The 24,221-nt window shown below is 64.2% G+C and carries 17 protein-coding genes and 1 tRNA gene; 9 read left to right on the forward strand and 9 right to left on the reverse strand.

Features of this window, described 5'->3' with window-relative positions; genetic code table 11:
- Positions 1 to 59 precede the first annotated feature (59 nt).
- Complete coding sequence (locus C100_RS0124700) at positions 60 to 572, reverse strand: outer membrane protein assembly factor BamE (protein ID WP_031309497.1); 513 nt, start codon at positions 570 to 572, stop codon at positions 60 to 62.
- Between the two features lie 167 nt (positions 573 to 739).
- Between C100_RS0124700 and C100_RS36570 the strand changes: the two genes are divergently transcribed.
- The 3 genes from C100_RS36570 (at position 740) to dinB (ending at position 2,931) form a co-directional block, all read left to right on the forward strand.
- Positions 740 to 1,264 carry a ubiquinol-cytochrome C chaperone family protein gene (locus C100_RS36570; protein ID WP_024020034.1) on the forward strand — a complete coding sequence of 175 codons (525 nt, stop codon included), beginning with the start codon at positions 740 to 742 and terminating at the stop codon, positions 1,262 to 1,264.
- Positions 1,261 to 1,785 carry a DUF177 domain-containing protein gene (locus C100_RS36575; RefSeq protein WP_024020035.1) on the forward strand — a complete coding sequence of 175 codons (525 nt, stop codon included), beginning with the start codon at positions 1,261 to 1,263 and terminating at the stop codon, positions 1,783 to 1,785. Before C100_RS36570 ends, C100_RS36575 begins: the two co-directional genes overlap by 4 nt.
- Before the next feature lie 63 nt (positions 1,786 to 1,848).
- Positions 1,849 to 2,931, forward strand: a complete 1,083-nt coding sequence (dinB, locus tag C100_RS36580; protein WP_024020036.1) for a DNA polymerase IV — start codon at positions 1,849 to 1,851, stop codon at positions 2,929 to 2,931.
- A gap of 96 nt (positions 2,932 to 3,027) precedes the next feature.
- Here the strand turns inward: dinB and C100_RS36585 are convergent, their stop codons facing one another.
- Positions 3,028 to 3,843 (reverse strand): DUF1134 domain-containing protein, encoded by an 816-nt coding sequence (locus C100_RS36585; protein ID WP_024020037.1) that lies wholly within the window; start codon positions 3,841 to 3,843, stop codon positions 3,028 to 3,030.
- A 227-nt stretch (positions 3,844 to 4,070) separates the two neighbouring features.
- On the opposite strand from C100_RS36585, the gene C100_RS36590 reads away from it, so the two are divergent.
- A tRNA-Ser gene (locus tag C100_RS36590) sits at positions 4,071 to 4,162 on the forward strand.
- Between the two features lie 362 nt (positions 4,163 to 4,524).
- Complete coding sequence (locus C100_RS36595; RefSeq protein ID WP_031309499.1) at positions 4,525 to 5,571, forward strand: LacI family DNA-binding transcriptional regulator; 1,047 nt, start codon at positions 4,525 to 4,527, stop codon at positions 5,569 to 5,571.
- Here the strand turns inward: C100_RS36595 and C100_RS36600 are convergent.
- The 5 genes from C100_RS36600 to C100_RS36620 all read right to left on the reverse strand — a co-directional run bounded on the left by C100_RS36600 (position 5,532) and on the right by C100_RS36620 (position 13,897).
- Positions 5,532 to 7,166 carry a glycoside hydrolase family 43 protein gene (locus tag C100_RS36600; protein WP_024020040.1) on the reverse strand — a complete coding sequence of 545 codons (1,635 nt, stop codon included), beginning with the start codon at positions 7,164 to 7,166 and terminating at the stop codon, positions 5,532 to 5,534. The two genes, C100_RS36595 and C100_RS36600, sit on opposite strands and share 40 nt — an antisense overlap.
- The gene (locus C100_RS36605; RefSeq protein ID WP_024020041.1) at positions 7,163 to 8,410 is read right to left on the reverse strand and encodes an MFS transporter; all 1,248 of its coding nucleotides are present in this window, start codon (positions 8,408 to 8,410) and stop codon (positions 7,163 to 7,165) included. Before C100_RS36605 ends, C100_RS36600 begins: the two co-directional genes overlap by 4 nt.
- A gap of 568 nt (positions 8,411 to 8,978) precedes the next feature.
- Positions 8,979 to 9,935, reverse strand: coding sequence for an alpha/beta hydrolase (locus tag C100_RS36610; RefSeq protein ID WP_024020042.1), 957 nt, complete (start codon positions 9,933 to 9,935; stop codon positions 8,979 to 8,981).
- A 77-nt stretch (positions 9,936 to 10,012) separates the two neighbouring features.
- Entirely contained in the window at positions 10,013 to 12,649 is a 2,637-nt protein-coding gene (locus C100_RS36615; RefSeq protein WP_031309500.1) for a glycoside hydrolase family 3 C-terminal domain-containing protein, read from the reverse strand.
- 108 nt (positions 12,650 to 12,757) lie between these two features.
- Positions 12,758 to 13,897 (reverse strand): glycoside hydrolase family 43 protein, encoded by a 1,140-nt coding sequence (locus C100_RS36620; protein ID WP_031309501.1) that lies wholly within the window; start codon positions 13,895 to 13,897, stop codon positions 12,758 to 12,760.
- Positions 13,898 to 14,057: 160 nt separating this feature from the next.
- Between C100_RS36620 and C100_RS36625 the strand changes: the two genes are divergently transcribed.
- Positions 14,058 to 16,574: a glycoside hydrolase family 9 protein gene (locus tag C100_RS36625; protein ID WP_024020045.1), complete on the forward strand. Its 2,517-nt coding sequence runs from the start codon at positions 14,058 to 14,060 to the stop codon at positions 16,572 to 16,574.
- 24 nt (positions 16,575 to 16,598) lie between these two features.
- Here C100_RS36625 and C100_RS36630 read toward each other — a convergent pair whose 3' ends face one another.
- Both C100_RS36630 and C100_RS36635 read right to left on the reverse strand, forming a co-directional pair.
- The gene (locus tag C100_RS36630; RefSeq protein WP_024020046.1) at positions 16,599 to 18,143 is read right to left on the reverse strand and encodes a tryptophan halogenase family protein; all 1,545 of its coding nucleotides are present in this window, start codon (positions 18,141 to 18,143) and stop codon (positions 16,599 to 16,601) included.
- A 63-nt stretch (positions 18,144 to 18,206) separates the two neighbouring features.
- On the reverse strand, positions 18,207 to 21,074 hold the full coding sequence (locus tag C100_RS36635; RefSeq protein ID WP_024020047.1) for a TonB-dependent receptor: 2,868 nt from the start codon (positions 21,072 to 21,074) through the stop codon (positions 18,207 to 18,209).
- A gap of 283 nt (positions 21,075 to 21,357) precedes the next feature.
- On the opposite strand from C100_RS36635, the gene C100_RS36640 reads away from it, so the two are divergent.
- The 3 genes from C100_RS36640 to C100_RS36650 are packed head-to-tail and all read left to right on the forward strand — an operon-like array spanning position 21,358 to position 24,165.
- A complete protein-coding gene (locus tag C100_RS36640; RefSeq protein ID WP_024020048.1) occupies positions 21,358 to 22,041 on the forward strand; it encodes a SapC family protein in 684 nt (227 codons plus the stop codon).
- Between the two features lie 3 nt (positions 22,042 to 22,044).
- Positions 22,045 to 23,064 carry a cupin-like domain-containing protein gene (locus C100_RS36645; protein ID WP_024020049.1) on the forward strand — a complete coding sequence of 340 codons (1,020 nt, stop codon included), beginning with the start codon at positions 22,045 to 22,047 and terminating at the stop codon, positions 23,062 to 23,064.
- A gap of 30 nt (positions 23,065 to 23,094) precedes the next feature.
- Entirely contained in the window at positions 23,095 to 24,165 is a 1,071-nt protein-coding gene (locus tag C100_RS36650; protein WP_024020050.1) for an alpha/beta hydrolase, read from the forward strand.
- The last annotated feature ends 56 nt before the right edge of the window (positions 24,166 to 24,221 follow it).

A 24,221-nucleotide genomic window follows, 5' to 3' on the forward strand; every position in this document is an offset into this window, starting at 1 on the left:
AGCCTCTTTTCTTGAAGGACGTGGCCCGGCCGCCGCTGCGGACCGGGCGCGGGCCGGCTTTAGCTGCCGTTCGGGCCGCCGCCGGGGCCGCTGCCACCACCGCCGCCCATGCCGCCGGCGCCGACCGCGCCGATATTGCCGAAAATCTCGTCAAACAGGCTGCGATGGCGGCCCAGCGTCGGCGTCTTGTCGCCCATGGGCGAAATGCTTGCCACCTGGTCCAGCCCGGTGCGATCGACGGCCACGACATTGCCCGCCGCGTCGAAGCGCACGCGCAGCACGGTCTGGTCCACCGGCTTGGGGCTGGAAAAGGCCAGCGCGCGCATGTCGCGCGACACATAATACCAGTCCTGCTGACCAAATTGCGAGACGAAGCTGGGACGACCCAGCGTACCTTCCACCGAGGCGCGATTGTCGATGCCGGGCTGAACCGAGTCCACCAGCAGCTTGTCGACCTGATAGCCCTGATGGGTGCGAATGCGGGTGCAGGCCGATGTGCCAAGCAGCAGCGCGCTGAGGCCGATGGCGATCACCACGCGCCCACGGCGGTTATGGCGGCTGAACTGAGGCATGAACGTCTCCTGCGGGGGCGTGTCCCGCGAACCCAATAAACCTGATGCCGCCATTGCATTGGGCGACGCAGCGATCAATATGGAAATGCGCGAGCCCCGGCAAGGGGCGAAGGCGCACCGGTCGGCGCGTGTCACCGGTCTGTCCGTCATGAAAAGCCGCATCGACCATGTCCAGCATCCCATCTTTCCTCCAGCGCCTGCTCGGCCGCTCCGATCCCAGAGAGGGGTTGCGGCCGCTCTATCACGCCGTGGTGGGCGAAGGGCGACAGCCGCATTGGTATCTGGACGGGGCCGTGCCCGATTCGCTGGACGGGCGGTTCGACATGATCGTGGCGATTCTGGCGCAGGTGCTGATCCGGCTGGAACAGCAGGGCGCGACGCAGGAAAGCGCGTGGCTGACCGAATTGTTCGTCGATGATATGGACGGGCAGTTGCGGCAGGAAGGCATTGGCGACGTGGTGGTGGGCAAACATATCGGCAAGATGGTGAGCGCGCTGGGCGGGCGGATCAGCGCCTATCGCGATGCGTTGACGGGTGGCGCGAAACTGGACGCGGTGCTGCGTCGCAATCTTTATCGCGGCGCGGCGGTGACGGACGCGGCGGTGGCCCATGTCGAGGGCGCGCTGCGCCAGCGCTGGGTGCGGCTGAGCTGCATCACGCGCGATGCGCTGCTGGCGGGAGACCTTGGATGACGACGAATCCCGAATTTTCGCGCCCGGTGCGCGCCGAGCAGATCAAGCGGCTGGGCGAGACGACGCAGATCGTCGCCGACGAGGCCGAGCGCATCGCGCTGGCGCGGCGTTTCCGGCTGGCAGGGCTGGAGCGGCTGGAGGCGGACTATGGCCTGACGCAGGAGGGCGAGACGATCTTGGCGCGCGGCCGGGTGCGCGCGACGCTGGCCCAGCCCTGCGTCGCGACCGGCGTGCCGGTGCCAGAGACGATCGATACCGACTTCGCGCTGCGCTTCGTGGTGGAGAGCGAGGATATGCCGGAAGGCGAGGAGCTGGAGCTGGACGCGGAGGATGTCGATACGATCGGCTATGACGGGCAGGTGATCGACATGGGCGAGGCGGTGGCCGAGACCATGGCGCTGGCGATGACGCCCTATCCCCGCTCGCCCGAGGCCGACGCGATATTGAAGGAGGCCGGCGTGGTGAGCGAGGAGCAGGCCGGCCCCTTTGCCGCGCTGCTGGGGCTCAAGGATCGCAAATAGCGAGCCTGCCCATGCTGCGCTGACGTTTCCCTTTCGTTCCTGGCTATGGCATAGCGATGGGCCATGGACTCGCCCGCGCGCAAGATCATCCATATCGACATGGACGCCTTTTATGCGTCGGTCGAGCAGCGCGACGACCCGGCGCTGCGCGGCCTGCCCATTGCGGTGGGCGGCGGCGGGCCGCGCGGCGTGGTGGCGACCTGTTCCTACGAAGCGCGCAAATTCGGCGTGCGATCCGCCATGCCGGGCGCGCGGGCGCGGCGGCTGTGCCCGGACCTGGTGTTTGTCAAGCCCCGGTTCGAGGTGTATCGGGCCGTGTCGCAGCATGTGCGCGAGATTTTCAGCCGCTTTACCGACATCATCCAGCCGTTGTCGCTCGACGAAGCCTATCTGGATGTGACGATCAACAAAGCCGGCATCGCATCGGCAACACAGGTGGCGCAGGAGATCAGGCGGATGATCCGGGAAGAGACCGGCCTTACCGCGTCGGCGGGTGTGTCCTACAACAAGCTGATCGCCAAGCTGGCGTCGGACCAGAACAAGCCCGATGGCGTCTGCGTGGTGCGGCCGGGCGAGGGCGCGGCCTTCATCGCGGCGATGCCGGTAAGGCGCATCCATGGCGTGGGACCGGTGACGGCGCAGCGGATGCAGGCGCTGGGGATCGAGACTGGGGCGGATCTGCGCGCGCACGATCTGCGGTTTCTCCAGTCGCATTTCGGCAGCGCGGCGGACTATTATTATCGCGCGGCGCGGGGCGAGGATGACCGCCCGGTGCGGGAGCGGGAGGGGCGCAAGTCGGTCAGCGTCGAGGACACGTTTTTCGACGATCTGGTCGAGCGGGACGCGCTGGTCGTGGAGTTGGATCGGATCGCGGCCAATTTGTGGACCCGGATCGAAAAGGCGCAGGCGTGGGGGCGCACCGTGGTGCTGAAGGTCAAGTTCGCCGATTTCCGCATCATCACCCGGTCGCGCAGCTTTTCAGCGCCGGTGCGATCGCCCGAATTGCTGGCGCAGGCGGGGCGCGAATTGCTGCTGGCGCAATTGCCGCTGCGCATGGGCGCGCGTTTGCTGGGGCTGGGGGTGCATAATCTGGAGGGAGAGGAGGAGGGCGGCGAACCGGGCGCGCAACTGGCATTGGAACTTTAGCGGCGTGCATCACACCGCATGACCTGCTGCGACTAAATGCGTCGTCGGCTTATTAAGTCTCGCGGCCCCTCCCGCGAGCGTTAGGGGCGCATTGCGTTAGAAGGGCAGCCAGTTCCGCTTTTCGCTGAATTTCATATAGCCGGCATTGACGCCCAGCCGATAGCCGACGCCCAGCCGGATCGGGATGAGGACGACATTGCCCCAGCGCAGATAGGAGGCGGTGAAGCCGCCGACCAGATAGGCGGTGCCTTCCGCCGCCGGGAAGCGGTGATAAAGATCCTGCGTGTCGTAGAGATTATAGACGAGGACGAAGGTGTTGGCCGCATTGCCGCCGACATCGAAGCCGATCGACGGGCCGGTCCAATAGACTTCGCGCTTGCCCTCGATCTTGTGATTGAGCGTGCCCGATCCATAGCGCAGGCCGACGACGAAGGCACCCGAAGCTTCGCGCCCGGCGATATAGGCGTTGGGACGCCCCTGATCCTTGAGCACCTTTTCGATGATGCCGGCCAGCCCCTCAGCGCCCTTGCCGAACACGCCTTCGGCCGCGCCGATCAGATCGTCTTCCTGATAGGAATCGCCGGGTGCCATGGCGGCCGGCGGCGATGCCTGGGTGACAGGAGCGCCGGTCGCCGTCGTGCTGTCCACGCCCGGAGTCGGAGCCGGATAGGCGGGCGGCGCGCCATAGGTGGTGCCGCTGCCCTGATCGAGGCTGGGATCGACCCCCGGATCGGTCGGCGCGTTGGTGGCGGGCGGCGGCGGAGCGAGGTCCGCGTCGATCGCCGTGTTGGGATCGATCGTGCGGACCTGAGCCGAGGCGGCGAGCGGGGTCAGCGCCATCCCCGCCAGCGCGGCAGTCAGCGCCGCCGCGCGCGCGATGCGGGCGCTTATGCGCCCCTTGATGCCGATCATGCCTGAAACTCCCCGGAAAACCGCTCTTGAACCATAGGGTAGATTATCAGGAGCCAAGCTGAAACGGCAATGAACGAACGGTGATGCGAGTCGATTGTGCGCCGGACCGAATCCGCCGCGATTGCGGCTGCGAAAAATCGGCACATAGACCCGTTGCCATGCAACAAACTGCTCGCTATAGCCCCAGCCCTAGCCACTGCCCGCCACTCCGGTGGGCAAATTCATGCGGAGACGTGGGTGAGTGGCTGAAACCAGCGGTTTGCTAAACCGTCGTAGCCTGAATGGGCTACCGAGGGTTCGAATCCCTCCGTCTCCGCCAATTTTTCATTTGAATATGTAGTCGGTGCGGTTTTCGCAGCTGACAGTTTTCTTTCCCATCGATCTATACGCTGAAGATTTCGCTGCCCTCGTCGTCCCCCGAAGGTCGGCACGCGGGGATGGGGGCGAGGCGTAATATTCGCAGAACGGGGTTGGCGCTGATATTTGCCACGGTATGTGCAGTTCCAGTGCCGCTCAATGCAGCGAATCCGTTTTCGACTGAGTCTCCGACCGGTAGCGGATGATCGTGTCGAGCGACATGGAGGCCGATGACGGTCAAAAATCGACGGTGCCAGCATTGGTGCTTTGCCCCGTCCGGCCCATCGACTAGGACCGATTGCCTGATTTGAGGCCGGGGTTTGGATGGCAAGAGCGGATCGACCGGGACGGGGAGCGACCATAGTCGATGTGGCGGCGCGCGCAGGCGTCTCGTCGATGACGGTATCGCGTGTCATCAATGGCCGCACGGGGGTCAATGCGCAAACCCGCCTGACCGTGGAAGAGGCCATCAAGGCACTGGCCTATACGCCCAATGTTGCGGCCCGCAATTTGGTGACGTCGAGCGAATTGCGCATCGGTGTCATCTATTCCAAGCCCAGTGCCGCCTTCATGAGCGATTTTCTGACCGGCGTATTCGAGGAAGCATCGGCACGCGGCGCGCGTCTTGTGCTGTTGAAAGGCGAAGATGGCAAAGGGCCGACCATCTCTGCGGTGCAGGATATGGTTGCGTCGGGCATTAGCGGCGTCTTGCTGGCGCCACCCCTGGGGGAAGCGCCCGATGTGCTGCGGGTGCTGGAGGAAAGCGCATGTATCACCGCGGCGGTAGGCGCTTATCAGTCGCGGGACACGATCTGCGTCCGCATCGACGATCGGGCCGCATCCTATCAGATGACCCGGCTCATCCTGGATCTTGGCCACCGTCGACTGGGCTTCATCCTGGGCAATCCCGACCAGGCGGCCAGCGCTGAACGCATGGCGGGTTTCTACGCCGCTGTCCGGGAAACCGGCGGAGTGGATGTGCAGGTCGTGCAGGGCGACTTCACCTACATGTCGGGCCTTCATGCCGCCGAGCAGCTTTTAGGCTCAACCAGCCCGCCCACCGCGATATTCGCAAGCAACGACGACATGGCGGCGGCCGTTGTATCGGTTGCCCATCGCCGCCATCTGGATGTGCCGTCCGAATTGACCGTTGCCGGTTTTGACGACACGACCGCCGCCGTCACCCTATGGCCGCCGCTGACGACGGTAAGGCAGCCGGTGCGCGCGCTCGCCGCAGAGGCACTCAGCCTGCTTATCGCCGAGATCGGCCAGAAAGGCCGCAAGTCGCGTGCTCCGCAGGAACGCATTCTGGAGCATGAAATAGTGGAGCGTCAGTCGACCTGCGCACCAAGATCACCGCCTTCTTCATAGACAAAGGCGGAAAAATCAGCGGGCGTCCCCGCGCCTGACAAATCCTGGCAACTCATGCCGACAAAGGCGCCGGTGAAATTCGGCAAGCCTGGGCAGGTGACTTCATCGGACATTATGCTGGCATCAAGTTGACCAGGCAAGAACGCCCATTGCGCCGCACCCTGGAGTCGCCATGCAAAGGTCAGCCTGTCGCCCTCCACCTGCATCCCCAATTCGACCGTGCCAGGCGGGAGCGGCTGGATGATTTCGAGACTCATCCCCTCCTCGCATTCTGGAGAGGCGCACATCAGCTGAAGCTGGCGGATGCCGGACTCCGCACTGATATGGAGATAATAGAATTTCGTGCCATTATAATAATGAATGAGGCCGGCGGCTTGCTGAAAGCTCTTGGGTTCGAAACTCAGGCAGGTCGTGACTGTGAAATGAAAATCCGTCTGCCGCCGCGCCACCAGCGCCTGTTCGAACAGGCTGCCCACCGTTTCCCGTCCGTAGAGGCGAAGAAACCCAGGGCGGGCGGAGAGGCTGAACAGTCGATCGGCCCTAGGGGTGCGGAGCCACTGAAATTCTTCGGGCAGTTGCGAGCAATCAAATGTCCCGTTCCATTGTTCACCGGTCCATGGTGCGGGCGGCAGGGGCGGCGTTGGCGGAGATGCGTCGGGGCGGGCGTCGCCTGACACGGTGCGCAGCCATCCGTCATTGTCCCATCGCATCGGCTGGATGGCGGTTTCGCGGCCCATGACGCACCGTTCCCGACCGGGAAGGGGGCGGCCGCACAGATAGGCGAGCCAGGGCGTGCCATCCGCCAGTTCGACCAGGTCGCCATGCCCGGCGCGCGTCAGTGCTCCGCCCTTGCAGCCCGCTCCGGTGAGCACGACGCCGTCCGGGTGCAAGTCATAAGGGCCGGAAATGTGGCGCGACCGGGCCATCACTACGGCATGATCCCAGCCCGTGCCACCTTCGGCGACGAGCAGATGATACCAGCCGTCGCGTTTGTAGAGATGCGGTCCTTCGGTGAAGCCGCGTTCCGTGCCCGTGAAGATCAGCATCGGCTCGCCGACGAGTTTCAGCGTCTGGCGGTCGAGTTCCTGCATCTGTATGCCGGCAAAGCGGCCTTGCCCCGGACGATGATCCCACAACATGTTGAGCATCCAGCTGCGCCCGTCATCATCATGAAAAAGCGCCGGATCGAAGCCGCTGCTGTTCAGATGGACGGGGTCGGACCAATCGCCGTCGACATGATCGCAGGTGACGAGATAATTGGGGAAGTCCCGCAGCGATACCCCTTTCGCGCCGTTGATCGTCGTCGCGCCATACCGTTTGACGTCGGTGAAGACCAACCAGAATCGACCGGCTGCATAGCTGATGTCGGGCGCCCAGACGCCGCAGGAATCGGGATTGCCCCGCATATCGAGTTGAGTAGCGCGCGCGAGGGGGCGCGCGGCGAGGCGCCAGTTGACGAGGTCCCGGCTGTGATGAATCTGAACGCCGGGAAACCATTCGAATGTGGAGGTCGCGATGAAAAAATCGTCGCCCACCTTCACTATCGAGGGATCCGGATTGAACCCCCGAAGAACAGGGTTGGAGATCGCGTTCATGTCGGCTTGCGCACCAATGTCCAGATAAGAACGGCGCCGACGAGATCGAGAACGCCAAGGAGAATGAAGAAAGGGCCGTAGCCAACCTGGTCGACCATCTGTCCCAGCAACAAGGTGAAGAGAAGAACGCCCAGATTGCCCGCCAGGCCGGCCAGGCCCGCCGCGGTCGCAACCGCGTTTCGGGGAAACAGGTCGGATGCCATCGTGATGACGGTTACCGACAGCGTCTGATGCGCAAAACCCCCCAGGCAGAGTAGTGCAATGGCCGCATAGGGGTTTGTCGCCATGCCGACAAAAGCCATGCCGGTCATCATGACCGCGCCCAGCGTGAAGGCCCAGCGGCGCGCATCGATCAGGTCGATCTGTCTTCGCTGGAGGAAGGTCACGACGGCCGGGCCGAACAGGCATCCCATATCGGCGGCCAGAAACGGCAGCCATGCGAACAGGGCGATCTGAGTCAGGTCGAAGCCGCGAACGCGCGCCAGATAGAGCGGCATCCAGAAAGAAAGCATCCCCCAGACCGGGTCTGCGAGCATTCGGGGCAGGGCAATGCCCCACATTTCGCGCTGGCGCAGCAGGGACAACATGGAGGGGCGTTGCGCCCGCGCGGCAAGCCGGGCTTCCTGGCCGTGGAGAATATAGTCGCGCTCGGCCGGACGCAGCCGTCGGTGGCGCGCCGGCGTGTCGTAGAAGAAATACCACAGCAGCGCCCAGACAAGGCCAATGGCCCCAGCCATCACGAACGCCAATCGCCAGCTGTGCATCATGACGGCCCATGCGACGAGCGGCGGTGCGAAGACCGCGCCGAACGAGGCGCCAATATTATAGACGCCCCCCGCCAGTCCGCGTTCCCTGGACGGGAACCATTCCGCCACCAGCTTTTGCCCAGCGGGCTGAGCCGATCCTTCCGCCAGGCCCAGAAGGCCCCGCAGGGCAGCGAAACCGAACCACCCGTTGACGAAGGCGTGGGCCAGGGTGACGAGCGACCATGCCGCCACGCAGAGCGTGAAGCCGAGCCGAAGGCCGACGCTGTCGAGGAAATAACCGGCGGCAGGTTGCAGCATCACGCCAAGCTGAAATGCACTCGTGATCCATCCATATTCGACGTTGCTGATTGCCTGTTCCGTCAGAATGATCGGCGCGGCAACGCCCAGCACGGAACGGGCGAGATAATTGATCACCATCGCCCCCACGAAAAGAACGATGATGGTCCAGCGGAGTTTTCCGACCTTCGTGCGTGTCACGTCTCCGGACCGGTAACGTTAACAGTTTCGGTGACGAGGGTGGCTGCGCCGCTACCCTGTGTCGCAGCAAGGCGGTGCCTGGTTTTGCGAATGATGTTTGTCAACGGCGCGTCCCTCTCCAAACTCCCTGCTGCCGACTATCGACAACAATAAACAAGAGATCAACAGCGATTGTTATCGATAACAATCTTCCTCTGAGGCTTTGTTGGGGCTGGCCCAAACCGTTACGGTGGGGGTCCGGCCGCGATGCATAAGAGCAAATTTGGAGGAGGCTGGTATGTCAGATTCCAATATTGGATCGGCTTAGCGCGTGTTCGTAGCGCGATGGCGCAGGAACGTGCGGCGTAAGATCAACAGGTCATCGCGAACGTGCCGATCGCGAGATCGTCGGGCAAATCCCTGGCAGCCGGGCGTTCAAGGCCGCAAAGCGCGTCAATCCCTTTGCGCTTGGCGATCCCGGCGAGCCAGGCCCAAAGAGGGACATGCGCCCAAAGCGTGGGGCCGTTCTTTGGGGAGGCGAGCGGTCGGAGTGATATTCCGGTTCAACGGAAATCACTCCACTCCGTAGTCAATCGCGCGGCTTGAGCCAGCCGTGCATGTCCATCCAGCGGGCGAAGGCGTCGAACCAGCCGGTGCTGGTCGTCGCCTTCTGATACATGCCAAAGCCGTGGCCGCCCTGTTCATAAAGGTGAAATTCGACCGGCTTGCGGGCTTTTTTCCAGCTTTCGATCAGGCCGAAGCCGCCATTGGCGAAGAAGGGGTCGTCAGCGGCGAGGGCGATGAACAGCGGCGGCGCATCGGCGGGGACAGTGACGGGCGAAAGCGGGCCGTAAATGTCGCCGATGAAGGCGGGTTTGGCATCCTGTCCCTTGAGCGCGGTCGCGAGCGTAAGCATCGCGCCAGCCGAGAAGCCGACCATGCCGATCCGGTCGGGATCGACATGCCATTCCCCGGCGCGCTTGCGGATGAGCGTGAAGGCGGCGCGGGCATCGGCGATCTGGGGCGCGATGTCGGCCATCGCCTGTTCGGGGTCCATGCGCGGCGCACGGGCGACGCCCGAGAACATTTCGGTCATCGAGCGTTCGAAGCCCGGCATGTCGGCCGGCGTTTGCTTGAGCCGATATTTGAGGACGAAGGCGGCGACGCCCTTCGCAGCGAGCGCGCGAGCGACGTCCCACCCTTCATTTTCCATCGACAAGGTGCGGAAGCCGCCGCCCGGCGTCACGACGACGGCGGTGCCGTTTGCCTTTGCCGGATCGGGCAGGAAAGGGGTGAGCGTCGCGACCGTGACGTTGCGGGCGAAGACGCTGCCATATTGGCTATGCCAGCTTTCGGTCGCGGTTGCGCCGGGCAGCGCGCCGGTGTCGAGGGTGATGGCGTCGGGCTGGGCTGGGATCGCGATCGGCGTCATCTTGTCATTCTGGGCCAGCGCGACGGTCGGCGCGAGCAGGCCGAGCGCGAGCGCGGGCATTACGGCGCGGCGCAGCGCGCGGCAGGATTTGGGCAGCAGGGCAGTGGACCTCATGACAAACTCTCCCTTTCATTCTTGCCGGTTCAAAGGCGAGCCGGTGACGTGGATCGTTGGATGCAGTGCGGACAGCCCTATTTCGGCAGCGGCACCGCCTTTGACAGAGTGTAGGTCGCGCTTTGGGACGGGGCATCGGTGCCGGGCTGGCCGCTGCCGACGCTGAGTTGGTAGGCGCCGGGGATCAGCCCGCGCGCGCCCGCCATGGTGACGAAGCTGAGGTCGCGGGGCGACAGGGTGAAGGCGATCTCCCGCGTCTCGCCGGGCTTGAGCGAGACGCGCTGAAAGCCGCGCAGCGCGGTGCGCGGGGCGCCGCCGAAGCGGGGCGGGGTGATGTAGAGCTGGGCCACATCATCGCCTGTGCGCACGCCGCTATTGGTGATGCTGGTGCGCACCCGCAGGCCGTTTTCCGTCGCGCCGTCGATCGCTTCGATGGTCAAAGGGGCGTAGCGGAAGCGGGTGTAGCTGAGGCCATGGCCGAAGGGATAGACCGGCGTGCCCTTGAAATAACGATAGGTGCGACCGTCCATGCCATAGTCGGTGAAGGGCGGCAGGTCATCGACACTGCTGTAGAAGGTGAGCGGCAGGCGGCCGCCCGGATCGGCCTTCCCCGACAGGACGTTGCCGACGGCAAGGCCGCCCGACTGGCCGGGATACCATGCCTCTACTATGGCGGCGGCATTGTCCTTGGCCCAGCCGAGGTTGATCGCGCTGCCGTTCATCGCGATGACCACCAGCGGCTTGCCTAGCGCCTTTGCCTGTTCCAGCAGGGCGCGCTGGTCGGCGGGCAAGGCAAGGCTGGTCCGGTCGCCGCCCGAAAAGCCGTCGACCTTGACCGGCATTTCCTCACCCTCCAAGTCGGAGGTGAGGCCGACCACGGCGACGATGAGGTCCGCATCCTTCGCGCCGCTGGCAAGGTCGCCGGCCGGATTGTCGGAAATGCGCTTCCAGAAGATCGCCGGGCTGGCCGAAACGCCGCTTTCGCCCTGGAGGCGGATGGCGTAGCGCTGCCCTTTGGCGAGGCGCACGTCGGTCAGTTTGAGCGGTTCGGCCCAGGCGGAATATTCGGCGGCGCTGACGATCGGCTTGCCGCCGTCAGCAATGTCGCCTTTCACGCCAGTCAGCGCGAGCCGGTAGAGGCCGGTTTCGGGCGCGATGAGATCGCCGGTCCAGACGATCTTATGTTTGTCCGCAACCTGCTTAAACTCAGAGGCGCGCGAAACCAGGCTGTCCTCCACCCGCGTGAGGATGGGGGTGGCGGCATAGTCGCCGGCCGTGGTGGCGTTATAATATTGGGCGCGCAGGCCGGGTTTTCCGTCGGGCGTGCGCAGCGCCGTGCCGGGGACGAGATCGCCATCGGTGATCGACGCGCCGAAGGGGATGAGGGTGACGGCGGCGCCGGGCATCGCCTGCCTGAGGCCGTCCGCCACGGACACGGGCGGCGCGCTCTTGGCCGAGGAATAATTGCCGCGCAGGACGCGGGTGGCGTCGGCCAGCGGGCCGATGAGCGCGATCCGCGCGCCGGGCTTGAGCGGCAGGACGCCGTCATTTTTGAGCAGCACGAGGGACTTTTCAGCGGCGGTGAGGGCCAGCGCCCGGTGGTCCGGCGTGTCGATGGCCGTGACGGGTGTGGCGTTGGGCCGGCGCGCGGCGAGGCCGGGCAGGTCGCCATTGCGCAGCCGCGCGGAAAAGAGTCGGACAAGCGCGGTATCGATGTCGGCCATGCTGATATGCCCGCGCACCAGCGACTCCTTGTAGCGGTCGCCAAGACCCGTCTTGCCGCCAAGCGTGGCGTTATTACATTCGCTGTCCACGCCGCGACGCAGCGCCACGGCCACGCCGGTGGCGGCATCGGGCGCATATTTATGATGATCGTAAATATCGACCACGGCGTCGCAGTCGGACACGACATAGCCGCGGAAGCCCCAGGCCTCGCGCAGATAGTCGCGCAGCAACAGGGTGCTGCCGCAGGCCGGTTCGCCATCGACCCGGTTATAGGCGCACATGATCGATCCGGCCTTCCCTTCCACGATGGCGGCGCGGAAGGCGGGGAGGTAGCTGTCCTCCAGATCGCGCGGGGTGGCGAAGATATTGTCGGTATGGCGGCTCGGCTCCGGGCCGCTATGCACCGCGAAATGCTTGGGCGTGGCGACCACGTCGGGCAGGTCGGGATTGTCGCCCTGCATTCCCTGAATGAAGGCGACGCCGATGCGCGCGGTCAGGAAAGGGTCTTCGCCATAGGTTTCCTGCCCCCGGCCCCAGCGCGGATCGCGGAAGATGTTGATGTTAGGCGACCACGTGTCGAGGCCCGTGCCGATCTTGCCCAGATGCCCGGTCTGCCGCCCCAGTGTGTGCAGCGCCTGCACTTCGGTGCTGATGGCGGACGCGACGGCCTTGATAAGCGGCGCGTCGAAGGTGGCGGCAAGGCCGATGGGTTCGGGGAAATTGGTCGTAGGCACCGCGCCGATCGCGCCGTGCAGCGACTCCGTCCACCAATTATAGGCCGGAATGCCAAGGCGCGGGATGGCAGGGGCGACGTTGAGCAACTGGGCGACTTTTTCGTCCGGCGTCAGTTTGTCGACGATGGCGCGGGCCTGGTCGTCGGCTTGAGCCCACGGATCAGGCGTGGCGGCATGGGCTGTGCCTGGCTGGGCCGTGGCGACCTGGGCCGTGGCCGGCACATGGAGCAGCGCAATGGCGGCGGCGGTGCTCATGGCGGACATTCGCGTCATCGTCCTGCTCTCCCCGGCTGCGCCCTTCGGGCATCATGGTCTGATTGAAGCGGGCCGGGGGAGGGCACATCCCCCGGCCCGCGCGCGCGCTCAATGCTGCGCGCTACCCCCGCTCGCCTTCGTCAGGAAGGGGTTGATGGTCTGGATCGTGCCGTCGGGATTATAGTGAAGTTCCGTCACCTTCACGTTGCGCAGGCGCGTCTGCCCCGACAACTGGGTGTCGGCGTAGAACAGCCACCATTTGCCGTTCCATTCGACGATAGAATGATGGGTGGTCCACCCTTCCACCGGCTCCAGAATGCGACCCTTGTAAGTGAAGGGGCCGTAGGGCGAATCGCCGATCCCGTAAGCGAGATAATGGGTGTCGCCGGTCGAATAGCTGAAATAATATTTGCCTTCATATTTGTGCATCCACGATGCTTCGAAGAACCGGCGGTCATGGTCGCCGCCGAGCAACGGCTTGCCCTGTTCGTCGAGGATCTGGACCGGCTTGGGCGTTTCGGCAAATTCCAGCATGTCGCCGGTCATCTTCGCGACGCGCGGCAGCAGCGCGGGCTTGTCGTCCTGCTCCAGGTCGGTCTTGGACCCGTTGGGATCATAGGTGCCGGTCACATTGCGCTGAAGCTGACCGCCCCAGATGCCGCCGAAATACATATAGCTTTGCCCGTCATCGTCGGTGAAGACGGCCGGGTCGATCGAATAGCTGCCCTTGATCGGATTGGGCTGGGCCTTGAACGGACCCATCGGATCCTTCGACGTGGCGACGCCGATGCGGAAGGCGCCTTCCTTGTCCTTGGCCGGGAAATAGAGATAATAGGTGCCGTCCTTGCGCGCGGCGTCGGGCGCCCACATCTGTTTTTCGGCCCACGGCACATCCTTGACGTCGAGCGCGACCGGGCCGAGCGTAACCGGGCCGCCGATCTTGTCCAGGCGCAGCACGCGATAGTCGCGCATTTCGAAATGCGCGCCCAGATCATCTTCGGGCGTGGGGCCGTCAATGTCATGGCTGGGATAGACGTAGATCTTGCCATCCCAGACGTGGGCGGACGGATCGGCGGTGTAGATGTCCTTGACCAGCGGTTGCGACAGATAGTCCGATGCGGCGCGTTTGGCGTCACCGGCGGGCTGAGCCTCGTTCGCTGCCGGTTGCTGTTGCTGGCAACCAGCCGTCAGGGCGGCGAGCGCCAGCGGCAGGGTTCCCCAAATCATCGGTCGCTTGCCCACGATCATCCTCTCCTTTGTTGTGTCATTATGGATAGCGCTATCATCATTCCAGCGCAACAGCCCCGATTCATATTGTGCCATGCGCAAATCGCTGCAATAGATTTGGCTGAAAAGCGCCGGCTGCCAACCTGGTAGCGCAAACATGAGTGCGACACAGGAGAGAGACATGCCCCGGACCCTGACTTCCCTTGCCACCATCGCCTTCCTGCTGGGGAGCGCGAGCGCGACGGCGCAGACCGGGGCGGATGAGAGTCTGCGGCTGAACGACAAAGGCTATTTCCAAGGGCCGGCGGTCAATGTGCTCGCCTTTTCCAACTGGTATGACGGGCTGTTCGCCGATTCCAAGATCAGCGGGATCGAGATCATCCAGCAGGGGCTGCGCAATGCGACCAATGGCGACGTGCGCCTGTCTGCGACGCCGGGCCAGTGGGACGCGATCGGCGCGCTGGTCGACCGGAAGGTCGATGCGCAGGCGGGGGTGATCGAAACTACGCTGCGCTATGCCGAGCATGATTTCCGATATGTGATCCGCGCCGAGCGCAAGGGCGATGCGGTGGTGGTGCGCGTCCTGCTGGACAAGCCGGTGCCGCAGGCGCTGGCGGGGAAGGCGGGGTTTAACCTGGAATTCCTGCCCTCAGCCTATTTCCACCATGGCTATATGGCCGACGGGGCCAGCGGCATTTTTCCGCTCTATCCCAATAGCGCGATGGAGCGCATCGAGACGCGCAATGCGGCGAGCGGGCGCAGCGAGGGGCCGGGGGCCGAGCCGCTGCCGATGGCGCGCGGTCTCCGCTTCGTGCTGGCGCCCGAAGACAAGGCGCGGCGAATCAGCATCGATAGCGACCAGCCGGTCGCGCTATACGACGGGCGCAACCAGGCGCAAAATGGCTGGTTCGTGCTGCGGTCAGTGCTGCCCGCCGGCAAGACCGGCGCGGTGCTGCAATGGACGATCGCGCCGCAGGCCGACGCGGCATGGCTGCGCGCGCCGGTGATCGCCCATTCGCAGTTGGGCTATGCGCCCGACGCGCCAAAGGTGGCGACGGTGGAACTGGACCGCAAGGACATGCGCCGCCCGCCCTTGCGGCTGTTGCGCGTGGGCGCCGACGGGACGACGAACCCGGTGGACACCGGCGGCGCGCGTGAATGGGGCGATTATCTGCGCTATCATTATCTCCAGCTCGATTTCAGCGCGGTGCGTGAGCCGGGCCTGTATGTGCTGGATTATGGCGACGTGCGCACCGCGCCGTTCCGCATCGCGGCCGACGTCTATGCCGATGCCTGGCACCCGACCAACGACGTCTATGTCCCCGTGGCGATGGACCATATGTCGGTGAACGAAGCCTATCGCGTCTGGCACGGCGATTCCCATCGCGACGACGCGCGGCAGGCGCCGGTGGATCATGAACATATCGACCTTTACCGGCAGGGGCCGACCACCGACACGCGCTTCAAGCCGGGCGAGCATATTCCGGGGCTGAACGTCGGCGGCTGGTATGATGCAGGCGATTTCGACATTCGCACCCAGTCGCAATATCAGGTGATCCGGTCGCTGGCCGATGCGGCCGAACGCTACGGCCTGGACCGCGACACGGTGAGCATCGACTGGACGCGGCGGCATGTCGAGATGCATGTGCCCGACGGCAAGCCCGACATGGCGCAGCAGGTGGCGCACGGGACATTGCAGCTGCTGGCGCAATTCGACGCGGTGGGTCACGCCATCCACGGCATCGTCGAGCCGGATGTGGCGCAATATACGCATCTGGGCGACGCGGTGAACAAGACCGACGGACTGCCCTATGATGCGGCGCTGGGCGTCGGCGCGGTCAAGGACGGGTGGAGCGGGACGCCGGACGACCGCTGGGCCTTCACCAGCAAGGCGTCGGCGCTCAACTATGGCTCGATCGCGGGGCTGGCGGCGGCGGTGCGGGTGCTGAAAAGGCAGGACGATGCGCTGGCGGGCCGGGCGCTGGAGACGGCGGAGCGGGTATGGGCGCAGGAGCAGGGGCAGGCGCCAGACATGTTCCGTCACGGCAACACGACGGGCGGTCCGCTGGACGCCGAGATGTTCGGCGCGGCGGTGGAATTGCTGCGCACGACGCGCAAGCCCGTCTACGCCAAGGCAGTGATGGCGCTATGGCCGAAGATCGAGCCGGCCTTCGCCTTCAACGCGCAGACGGCGGTGGCGGCGATTCCGTTCATGCCGGCGGCCTATCGCAAGGCGATGATCCCGGCGGTGCGCAAGTGGCAGGCGGAGAGCGAGGCGCTGGCCAAGGCCAATCCGTTCGGCGTACCGATCACCACCGGAGGCTGGGCGGGATCGGGCACCGTGTTGAATCATGCGTTGAGCGCCGAGGCGCTGCACCGGGCCTTCCCCGATATCGTCGGGCGTGACGCGATGTTCCGGGGGGTGGCGTTCCTGACCGGGCATCATCCTGCGTCCGACATCTCGTTCGTGTCGGGGGTGGGGACGGTGTCCAAGGAAGTCGCCTATGGCAATAACCGCGCCGATTTCTCCTTCATCGCGGGCGGGGTGGTGCCCGGTGTGCTGGTCATCAAGCCGGATTATCCCGAAAATCATGAGGACTGGCCCTATTTCTGGGGCGAGAATGAATATGTCGTGCCCGAAGGCGCGGCATGGATCGAGCTGGCCAATGCGGCCAACAGGGCCAGCGGCGGGCAGTGACGAAGGGGGCGGGGTTGCAGCCGGTCAGACCGGCTGCAACCCATGCGCCACGATGCGGTCGATCAACTCGCGGTGGCGCGGCAAGCCGGCGCACAGCTTCGCCGTGGCTGCCGCATTTTCCCGCCGCGCGCGATCGGCCAGATGGGCGTCGCGCGCCAGAGCGGGCGGATCGACCTCCGTTCGGAAGCCCATGCCGTAGAGCACATATTGATAGCTGGCGGCGGGGAAGACTTCTTCGGCGCGGTCGAATTCGTCATGGAACCAGGGCGACTGATAGCGCCATAGCAGCAGCAGTTCCTGCAGCCGGTCCGGGATGCTTTCGATACGGACATTGTCGCGCCAGAAGTCGCTGTCGGTCCGCTTCGTCAGCACATAATGGAGCTTGAGGAAGTCGATAATCCGGCCCCAGCGATAATGGGCGGTCGCGTTGAAGCGCGCCGCGACGATGTCCATCACCTCCCGGCAGGCGGGCATTTGTTCGGCGATGATCTTGGCCGATAGCTCGATCAGGACGATGGCGGAGGCTTCGAGCGGTTCGAGGAAACCGGCGGAGAGGCCGACGGCGACGCAATTGCCCTTCCAGAATGTTTCGCGATGGCCCGAGCGGATCTTGATGCGGCGGGCGTTGAGGCCGTCGGCGGCCGGGCCGATATAGGCGCGCAGTTCGCGTTCGGCATGGTCGTCGGAAATATGGCTGCTGGAAAAAACATGGCCCACGCCGCGCCGCGCCTGGGTGCCGATGTCCCAGATCCAGCCCGCACTCTGGGCGGTGGAGATGGTGTGCGAGGCAATCGGGCAATCGGGCGCGGCATAGGGCACCTGCATCGCCAGCGCGGTGTCGCAGAAGAGAATGTCGTTGCAGTCGCGAAAGGGGACGCCCATCGCGCCTTCGATCAGCAGCGCCTTGAAACCGGTGCAGTCGACGAACAGATCGCCCTCCACCTCGCCCGCCTGGGTGGTGCGGACGGCGCGGATGTCGCCATTGTCATGCATCAACACCTGTTCGACATCGGCGAGGATGTGCCGCACGCCCAGCTTTTCGCAGCAATGGCGCTGAAGGAACGGCGCGAATTTGCCGGCGTCGAGATGATAGGCGTAATTGGCGAGCGCATCATATTCGGCGGTCGCCATCGTCTTGGGCGCGAGGCCGTCGTCGCAGATGCGGCCCTGCGCGCAGACGGCGTCGCAGAAACTGTCCGGGTCATCCTGCGCCAGCCAGTGGGGGGCAAGGTTCACCTGTCCGAAATTCTGGGGCAGCATGAGCGGGTGATAATAGCCGTCATCGGCCGCGCCGCTGGTCCAGCGGGCGAAGCGGGCGCCCTGTTTGAAGGCGGCGTCACATTCGCGGAAGAAGTCGGTTTCGGAGACGCCCATGCGCGACAAGGTGGTGCGCAGGGTCGGCCAGGTGCCTTCGCCCACGCCGATGATCGGGGTGTTGGGCGATTCGATCAGGGTGACGGTGAAGCCGCTGCCGATGCGGCTGCGATGGCGGGCGGCGATGATGCCGGCGGTGAGCCATCCGGCGGTGCCTCCGCCGACGATGACGATGTTGCGGACAGGCTGAACCATCGGGAAAAAGGACCATTAAAAGGGAGGGGATGTCAACCGACATCCCCTCCAGGGCGAGAACCGTCAGAAGCGGTAGCGCACGCCGGCGGTGAAGCGCCGGCCATAGCCATAGACATCCAGCAGCTGGTTCGAATAGCGGCCGTGGGTGCTGTAGGTTTCGTTGGTGATGTTGAGCGCTTCGCCGAAGATGCTGAACTGATCGTTGATCCGCACGCTGCCGCTCAGGTCGATCTGGAAGCTGGAATTGACGAAGGTCGGTTCCGCGCCGAAGGCCGAGTTGTTCTGGGCCTGACCGAACTGGAGCAGATATTCGTCGCGCCAGTTGACCGCAGTGCGGAATTCGATGCCGTTTTTGTCATAGAAGGCGACGAGATTGGCCGAATTGGCCAGCCCGGTCACGGCAAAACCGCTCTGCGACAGGTCGGTGTCATCATAAGGCTTGTTGGTTTCGACGAAGGTGGCGTTGGCGTTGAAGCCAAAGCCGCTGTCGCCGAAGACATGCTGCCATGCCAGTTCGATGCCCTTGACCGTCGCCTCCGGCCCGTTGATCCGCTGAGACACGGTGAAAACCGCGGCTTGGCCGGTGCTGGGGTCGATCACATCATTGATCGTCTGGCGCTGCGTGCCGGCGACGATGAAGTTCGATACATCCTTGAGGAACACGTTCACCGAGGCATAGGAATTGGGCTGATAATACCATTCCAGCGCCAGGTCGAAATTGTCCGCCAGATAGGGCTTGAGGAACGGGTTGTTGCCCGTCGCCGTCAGCGCGCCGACACGCTGGCCCGCACCCACGTTCAACACGGGGCCAAGATAATCCAGCCTTGGTCGCGTCATCGTCCGCGACGCGTCGAACCGCAGATGGAGCCTATCAGTCAATTCCAGCTTCATGTCCAACGCGGGCAGGAAGTAGGAATAGTCGTTACGGGCGGTGACCGGTTGCGTGTCAGAGAAGTTGACGGTCAGAAGCGTCGGGTCGGCCGAACTGGGCGTGATGGATGTCGGCACGCGACCAATGCCGCGCGAGATGACCTTCACGATTTCCTCACGCGCGCCGGCGTTGAAATGGAACGGCATACCGGCGATTTCGGTGTTGAAGTTGACGCTGATATAGGCGGACCAGTTCTTTTCCGTGATGTCCTGGACGCTGCCGGGATCAAGCGCGAGATCGAACGTGCCGTTGAAGCCGGTGCAGCAGCCGTCATTATAGCCGGGCGTTGCGCCCGCGCCCTGCCACAGGCTTTCCAGATAGCGCTGATAGGCGCGGGCATCATATTTGAGCAGCACCGGCGGCAGATTGCCGGAGAAGCCGGGCAGCCAGTTCTTGGTGCTGATCGTGCCGTCGATCAGGCTTGCCGGGATCGGTACGCCGGTGGTGCGGCCCGAGGGCGCACCATAACCGGCATAGGCCTGCCAATAATTATTGGCGAAGGTGTTGCGGTTTTCGAGATGGAATTTGTCTTCCATATACCGGCCACCAAGCTTGATGGTCAGGTCATCCTGCTTCCAGGTCGCGCCGAGACGGAATTGCTTGATTTCGTCGCTGTTGATCTGCTGCTGACGCACGGTAACGTGCGAGCCGATCACCGACTGATCGATATAGGCGGACTGGTCGCCGGCCGGGCCGTAGGTGGTGAGTTCGGGGAAGGTCTTGCTGCTGTCACCAGTCACCTTGACGCCCAGCGTCGTGCCGATCAGCCCGCCATAGCCGATGTCGCCATTTTCGCTGCTGATCTGGCCTCCGGGATTGAGCCGGCTCTTGGAATAGCTGGCATCGGCGTCGATCTGAAGATTTTCGGTCGCGTCCCACTTCATGTTGAGGCCGACCTGGTTGGTTTCGAGCACCGAGGTATCGGTGCCGGCGGTGAAGTCAGTCGGCGATCCGGCCTGGAGGAAATTGACCGTCGTGCCGTTTTCGTCCAGCTCGACATTGCGCAGGTCGCCCTGGTTGAACCAGATGCCGAAGCCCGAAATGTCGGTAACGACCTTTTGCCGCGAATAATTGTCGTCGAGGGTCAGCACGACTTCGTCGGACGGCTGCCACTGGAAGGCGATGCGGCCGTCGATACGCTCATCCTTGGTATAGCGCTGATCGGCGCCATATTGTTGCGGATACCAGCCGACAATATCACCCGGCAGTTTTAGTTGCTCGTCGGTGCATACGGGAGTCAGCTGGCATTCCCGATATAGCCCGCCCTGCCAGCCCGAAACATAGACGCGATTGGTCTGTGTATCGCGGCGCGTGTAGATGGCATCGACCAGAAAGCCCATCGTGTCGTCGGCGAAGGTGGTGCTGAACAGTCCGCCGACGGTTGGAACGACCTTGCCCGCTTCGTCCTGCACCGATCCCGATGCGCTGAAGGCCACACGGGTGCCAGGCTTGTCGAAAGGCTTGGGATAGCTGATGTTGAGCGTGGCGCCGATCGAGCTGCTGGACAGCGAGACTTCGGGCGTCTTGTAGACGGCGAGCTGGCCGACGAAATCGGCGCCGACGGTGGTGAAGTCGACCGAACGGCCACCCGAAGCGGTCGAGAGGCGACGGCCGTCGATCAGCGTTTCGTTGAAGTCGCCGCCGAAGCCGCGCACCGTGATGCCCTGCGGCTCGCCGCGCGCGCCGCTGCGCTGGATCGACACGCCGGGCAGGCGCTGAAGCGAGGCGGCGACGTTGGAATCAGGGAATTTGCCGATATCCTCCGCCGAGATAACGTCAACGACGCCCGAGGAGGCCCGTTTGATGTCGAGGTTGCGTTGGAGGGAGCCGCGGATGCCGGTAACGATAATATCCGCTTCACTCGCGGTGCCGGCGATGCCGGTCTGATCCGCCTGCTGTGCGGCGGCCGGAATGGCGATAGCAATGGCCAGGCAACTGGCGGTGATCGCCAGGCCGCTACGATTGCGCAACGAATAGGCGCTTTGATTATTTGACTTCATGATCCTCCCCTAAGTCCGAACAATATCTCGCCCGAACGCCGCAACACTATTGTCGCGACGACCATGTTTTTTTGATCTGGGGTGATTCTTATTCTGCCGTTCCAGCAGATTTCACCCTCACCCAGGTCTTCTTTTTTATTGATGGAAATGTTAGCGCTATCTAAATGGGTGATCAAGCGAAATTCTCAGCGTAAAGATCATCAGCTAACAAGGTGCCGCAAAATGCGGAAAAATGGCGGGTTGCGCCGGGCGCAGGGCCGCGCAACCGCAAAGGGAGAGGAAAATGGCGTCGCTGGAACTGCTCAATAGTGACACGCATGCAACAGTGCGGATGAAGCCGGCAGGTCAGGGAGGTGGCCCGCTGGTGCGCGTCGTCGCCAGCGAAATAGCCGCGGCGGCGGCGGCATGTCCGCTGCTTTTGTCCAAATATGCGGAGACGGGCGCCTTCTATATCGGGGCGCTGACCGGTTTCAAACCGGGCGAACAGTTGATCGATTCGCCTGATGGTCGATCTGCCTTTCGCCCGCTGGAGGCGGATCGGGAGGGGTTTTTCGCGTCGGGCGAGAGCATCGCGCTGGACCGGAGCCATGCGCGCTTCGGTCCCGGCGCGAGCGAGTCGCTGTTCGATGTCGACGGAACGCCGACCCCCGCGCTGCGGGCAGTTCAAGGCGCGTTGGGGCGACTTGTGGCGGGCGCGGAGCGGACGGACGCCTTCATCGCCGCGCTGTTGCAGCACAGACTGGTCGAGCCGATCGACATCAGCATGACGTTTGACGACGGTGAAAAGCTGCGGTTGGACGGGCTTTATACGGTGAGCCTCGATGCGCTCGAGGAATTGGGGGATGAGGCGGTGCTAGGCCTGTTCCGGGCCGGGCATATGCAACTGGCCTATGCCGTGGCGGGATCGTTGCAGCATATCGCGCTGATGGCGCGGCGGCGCAACGAGCGGCTGGCGCAGTTCGCCTGAGCCATGGCGCAGGTGGATGGTCCGATCGACGAACGCGATGCGCAGGAGGTCGATAGCGCCGAGGCGTTGGGGCGATTGGCGCAGGCTTGCCGGCCAATAGTCGTCCGTGGCCTTTGCGGGCAGTGGCCAGCGGTTGGAGCAGGGACAGGCGGTGCGGCGGCGGCGCTGGCTTATGTAAGCCGGTTCGACGGGGGGCTGAGCGCGGAATATTTTGTCGGCGACGCCGATCTATGTGGACGCTACCATTATGGCGAAGGGCCGGGTGGATTTAATTTCGCGCGGCAGAACGGCCCCACCAGCGTGGCGTTGGCGCGAATTGGCGCCAATGCGGAGGGTGCGGGCGAAACCTGCTATCTCGGATCATTGCCGGCGGACGTCTATTTCCCCGGTTTTGCGCAGGAGAATGACTGTGCGCTGATGGCGCCGCATGTCCGGCCGCGGCTGTGGCTGGGCAATGCGTCGACCGTCGCCTGCCACTATGACACCTATGATAATCTGGCCTGCGTGGTGGCGGGGCGGCGGCGTTTCACCCTCTATCCGCCCGACGCCATCGGCGACCTGTATGTCGGGCCGATCGACCATACATTGTCGGGCCAGCCGATTTCGCTGGCGGCAGGCGCGGCGGAGGGGGATGCCCGCTTTCCCCGATTTGCAGCGGCGCGGGCGCGTGCGTTGCACGTCGAACTTACGCCCGGCGATGCGCTCTACCTGCCCAAGCTATGGTGGCATCAGGTCGAGGCGATCGATCCGGTCAACATATTGGTCAATTATTGGTGGGACGGGTTCGCCGCCGGGCCGGATGCGCCACATAGCGCGATGCTGCTGGCGATGATCGCCATCGCCGAACGCCCCGCAGCCGAGCGCGCGGCGTGGCGGGCGTGGTTCGACCATTATGTGTTTCGACCCGACGGCCATCCGCTGGCCCATATGCCCGAAGAGCGCCATGGCGTGCTGGGGCCGCTTGGCAAGGGCAATTATGGCCGCATCCGCGCACTGGTGATGCGGATGCTGCGGGGTGGGTGAGGATAGACCGGAAGAGGAGGAGGCGTGGATATGATCGGCAAGGCTTTGGGTATCGGGGTGGCGGTCGCGCTGGCGATGGGGGCGGCACCGGTGTGCGCGCAGGTGCAGACCGGAGGGCCGCCCGCCGTCGCAGGGGCGAAAGCCGTGCGGATCGAGCGGATAAAGGTCCATGCTCCGAGCATTGTCGGCAATCTGGAAGGAGAGGCCGCGGATCGCGACGTGCTGGTGGTGCTGCCGCCCAGCTATGGCAGCGCGCCCGCGCGACGCTATCCCGTCGTTTATGCGCTGCACGGCTATTCCATCGGGGCGGAACAATGGACGGGGGAGATCCATGTGCCGCGGACGGTGGAGAACGCCTTCGCCACAGGCGCGCGCGAGATGATCCTGGTGCTGCCCGACAGCAAGACGGTGCATAACGGGTCGATGTATTCCGGTTCGATGACCACCGGCGATTTCGAAACGTTCATCGCGCGCGATCTGGTCGCCTATATCGACGGCCATTATCGCACCATCGCCCGTCGCGAGAGCCGGGGGCTGGCGGGCCATTCGATGGGCGGTTACGGCACCAGCCGCATCGGCATGAAACATGCCGACATGTTCGGCGCGCTGTACATGATGAGCCCCTGCTGCCTGTCGCCGCGCGATCCGGCGCAGGTCGATCCGGCCGCGCTCAAGGGGCTGGAAGCGGTGAAGAAGCCCGCCGATTCGGCCGGGCTGCCCTTCCTGCTGCGGGCGCAACTGGCGAGCGCTGCGGCCTGGTCGCCCAACCCGAAGAAGCCGCCGCTTTACCTGGACCTGCCAGTCAAGGACGGTGTGGTGCAGCCGGACGTGCTCGCCAAATGGGCGGCCAATGCGCCGCTGGCTTTTGTCGATCAATATGTCGGCAATCTGCGCCGCTATCGGGCCATCGCGATCGACGTGGGGGACAAGGACGGGTTGAAGGGTGATGCGCAGGCGCTGCATGACGTGCTGGACCGCTATGGTATCGCCAACAGTTTCGACATTTATGAGGGTGATCATACCAGTCGGGTGGCCTGGCGGTTCCAGGATCAGCTGATCCCCTTCTTCAGCGACCATCTGGACTTTGCGACAGCGAAATAGACAGCCGCAGCGCGTCGCGCTGACGGGACAGTGATGATGATCGAGGGCCGCAATAG

It is taken from the genome of Sphingobium sp. C100, assembly GCF_000508185.1.
Taxonomy (GTDB): domain Bacteria; phylum Pseudomonadota; class Alphaproteobacteria; order Sphingomonadales; family Sphingomonadaceae; genus Sphingobium.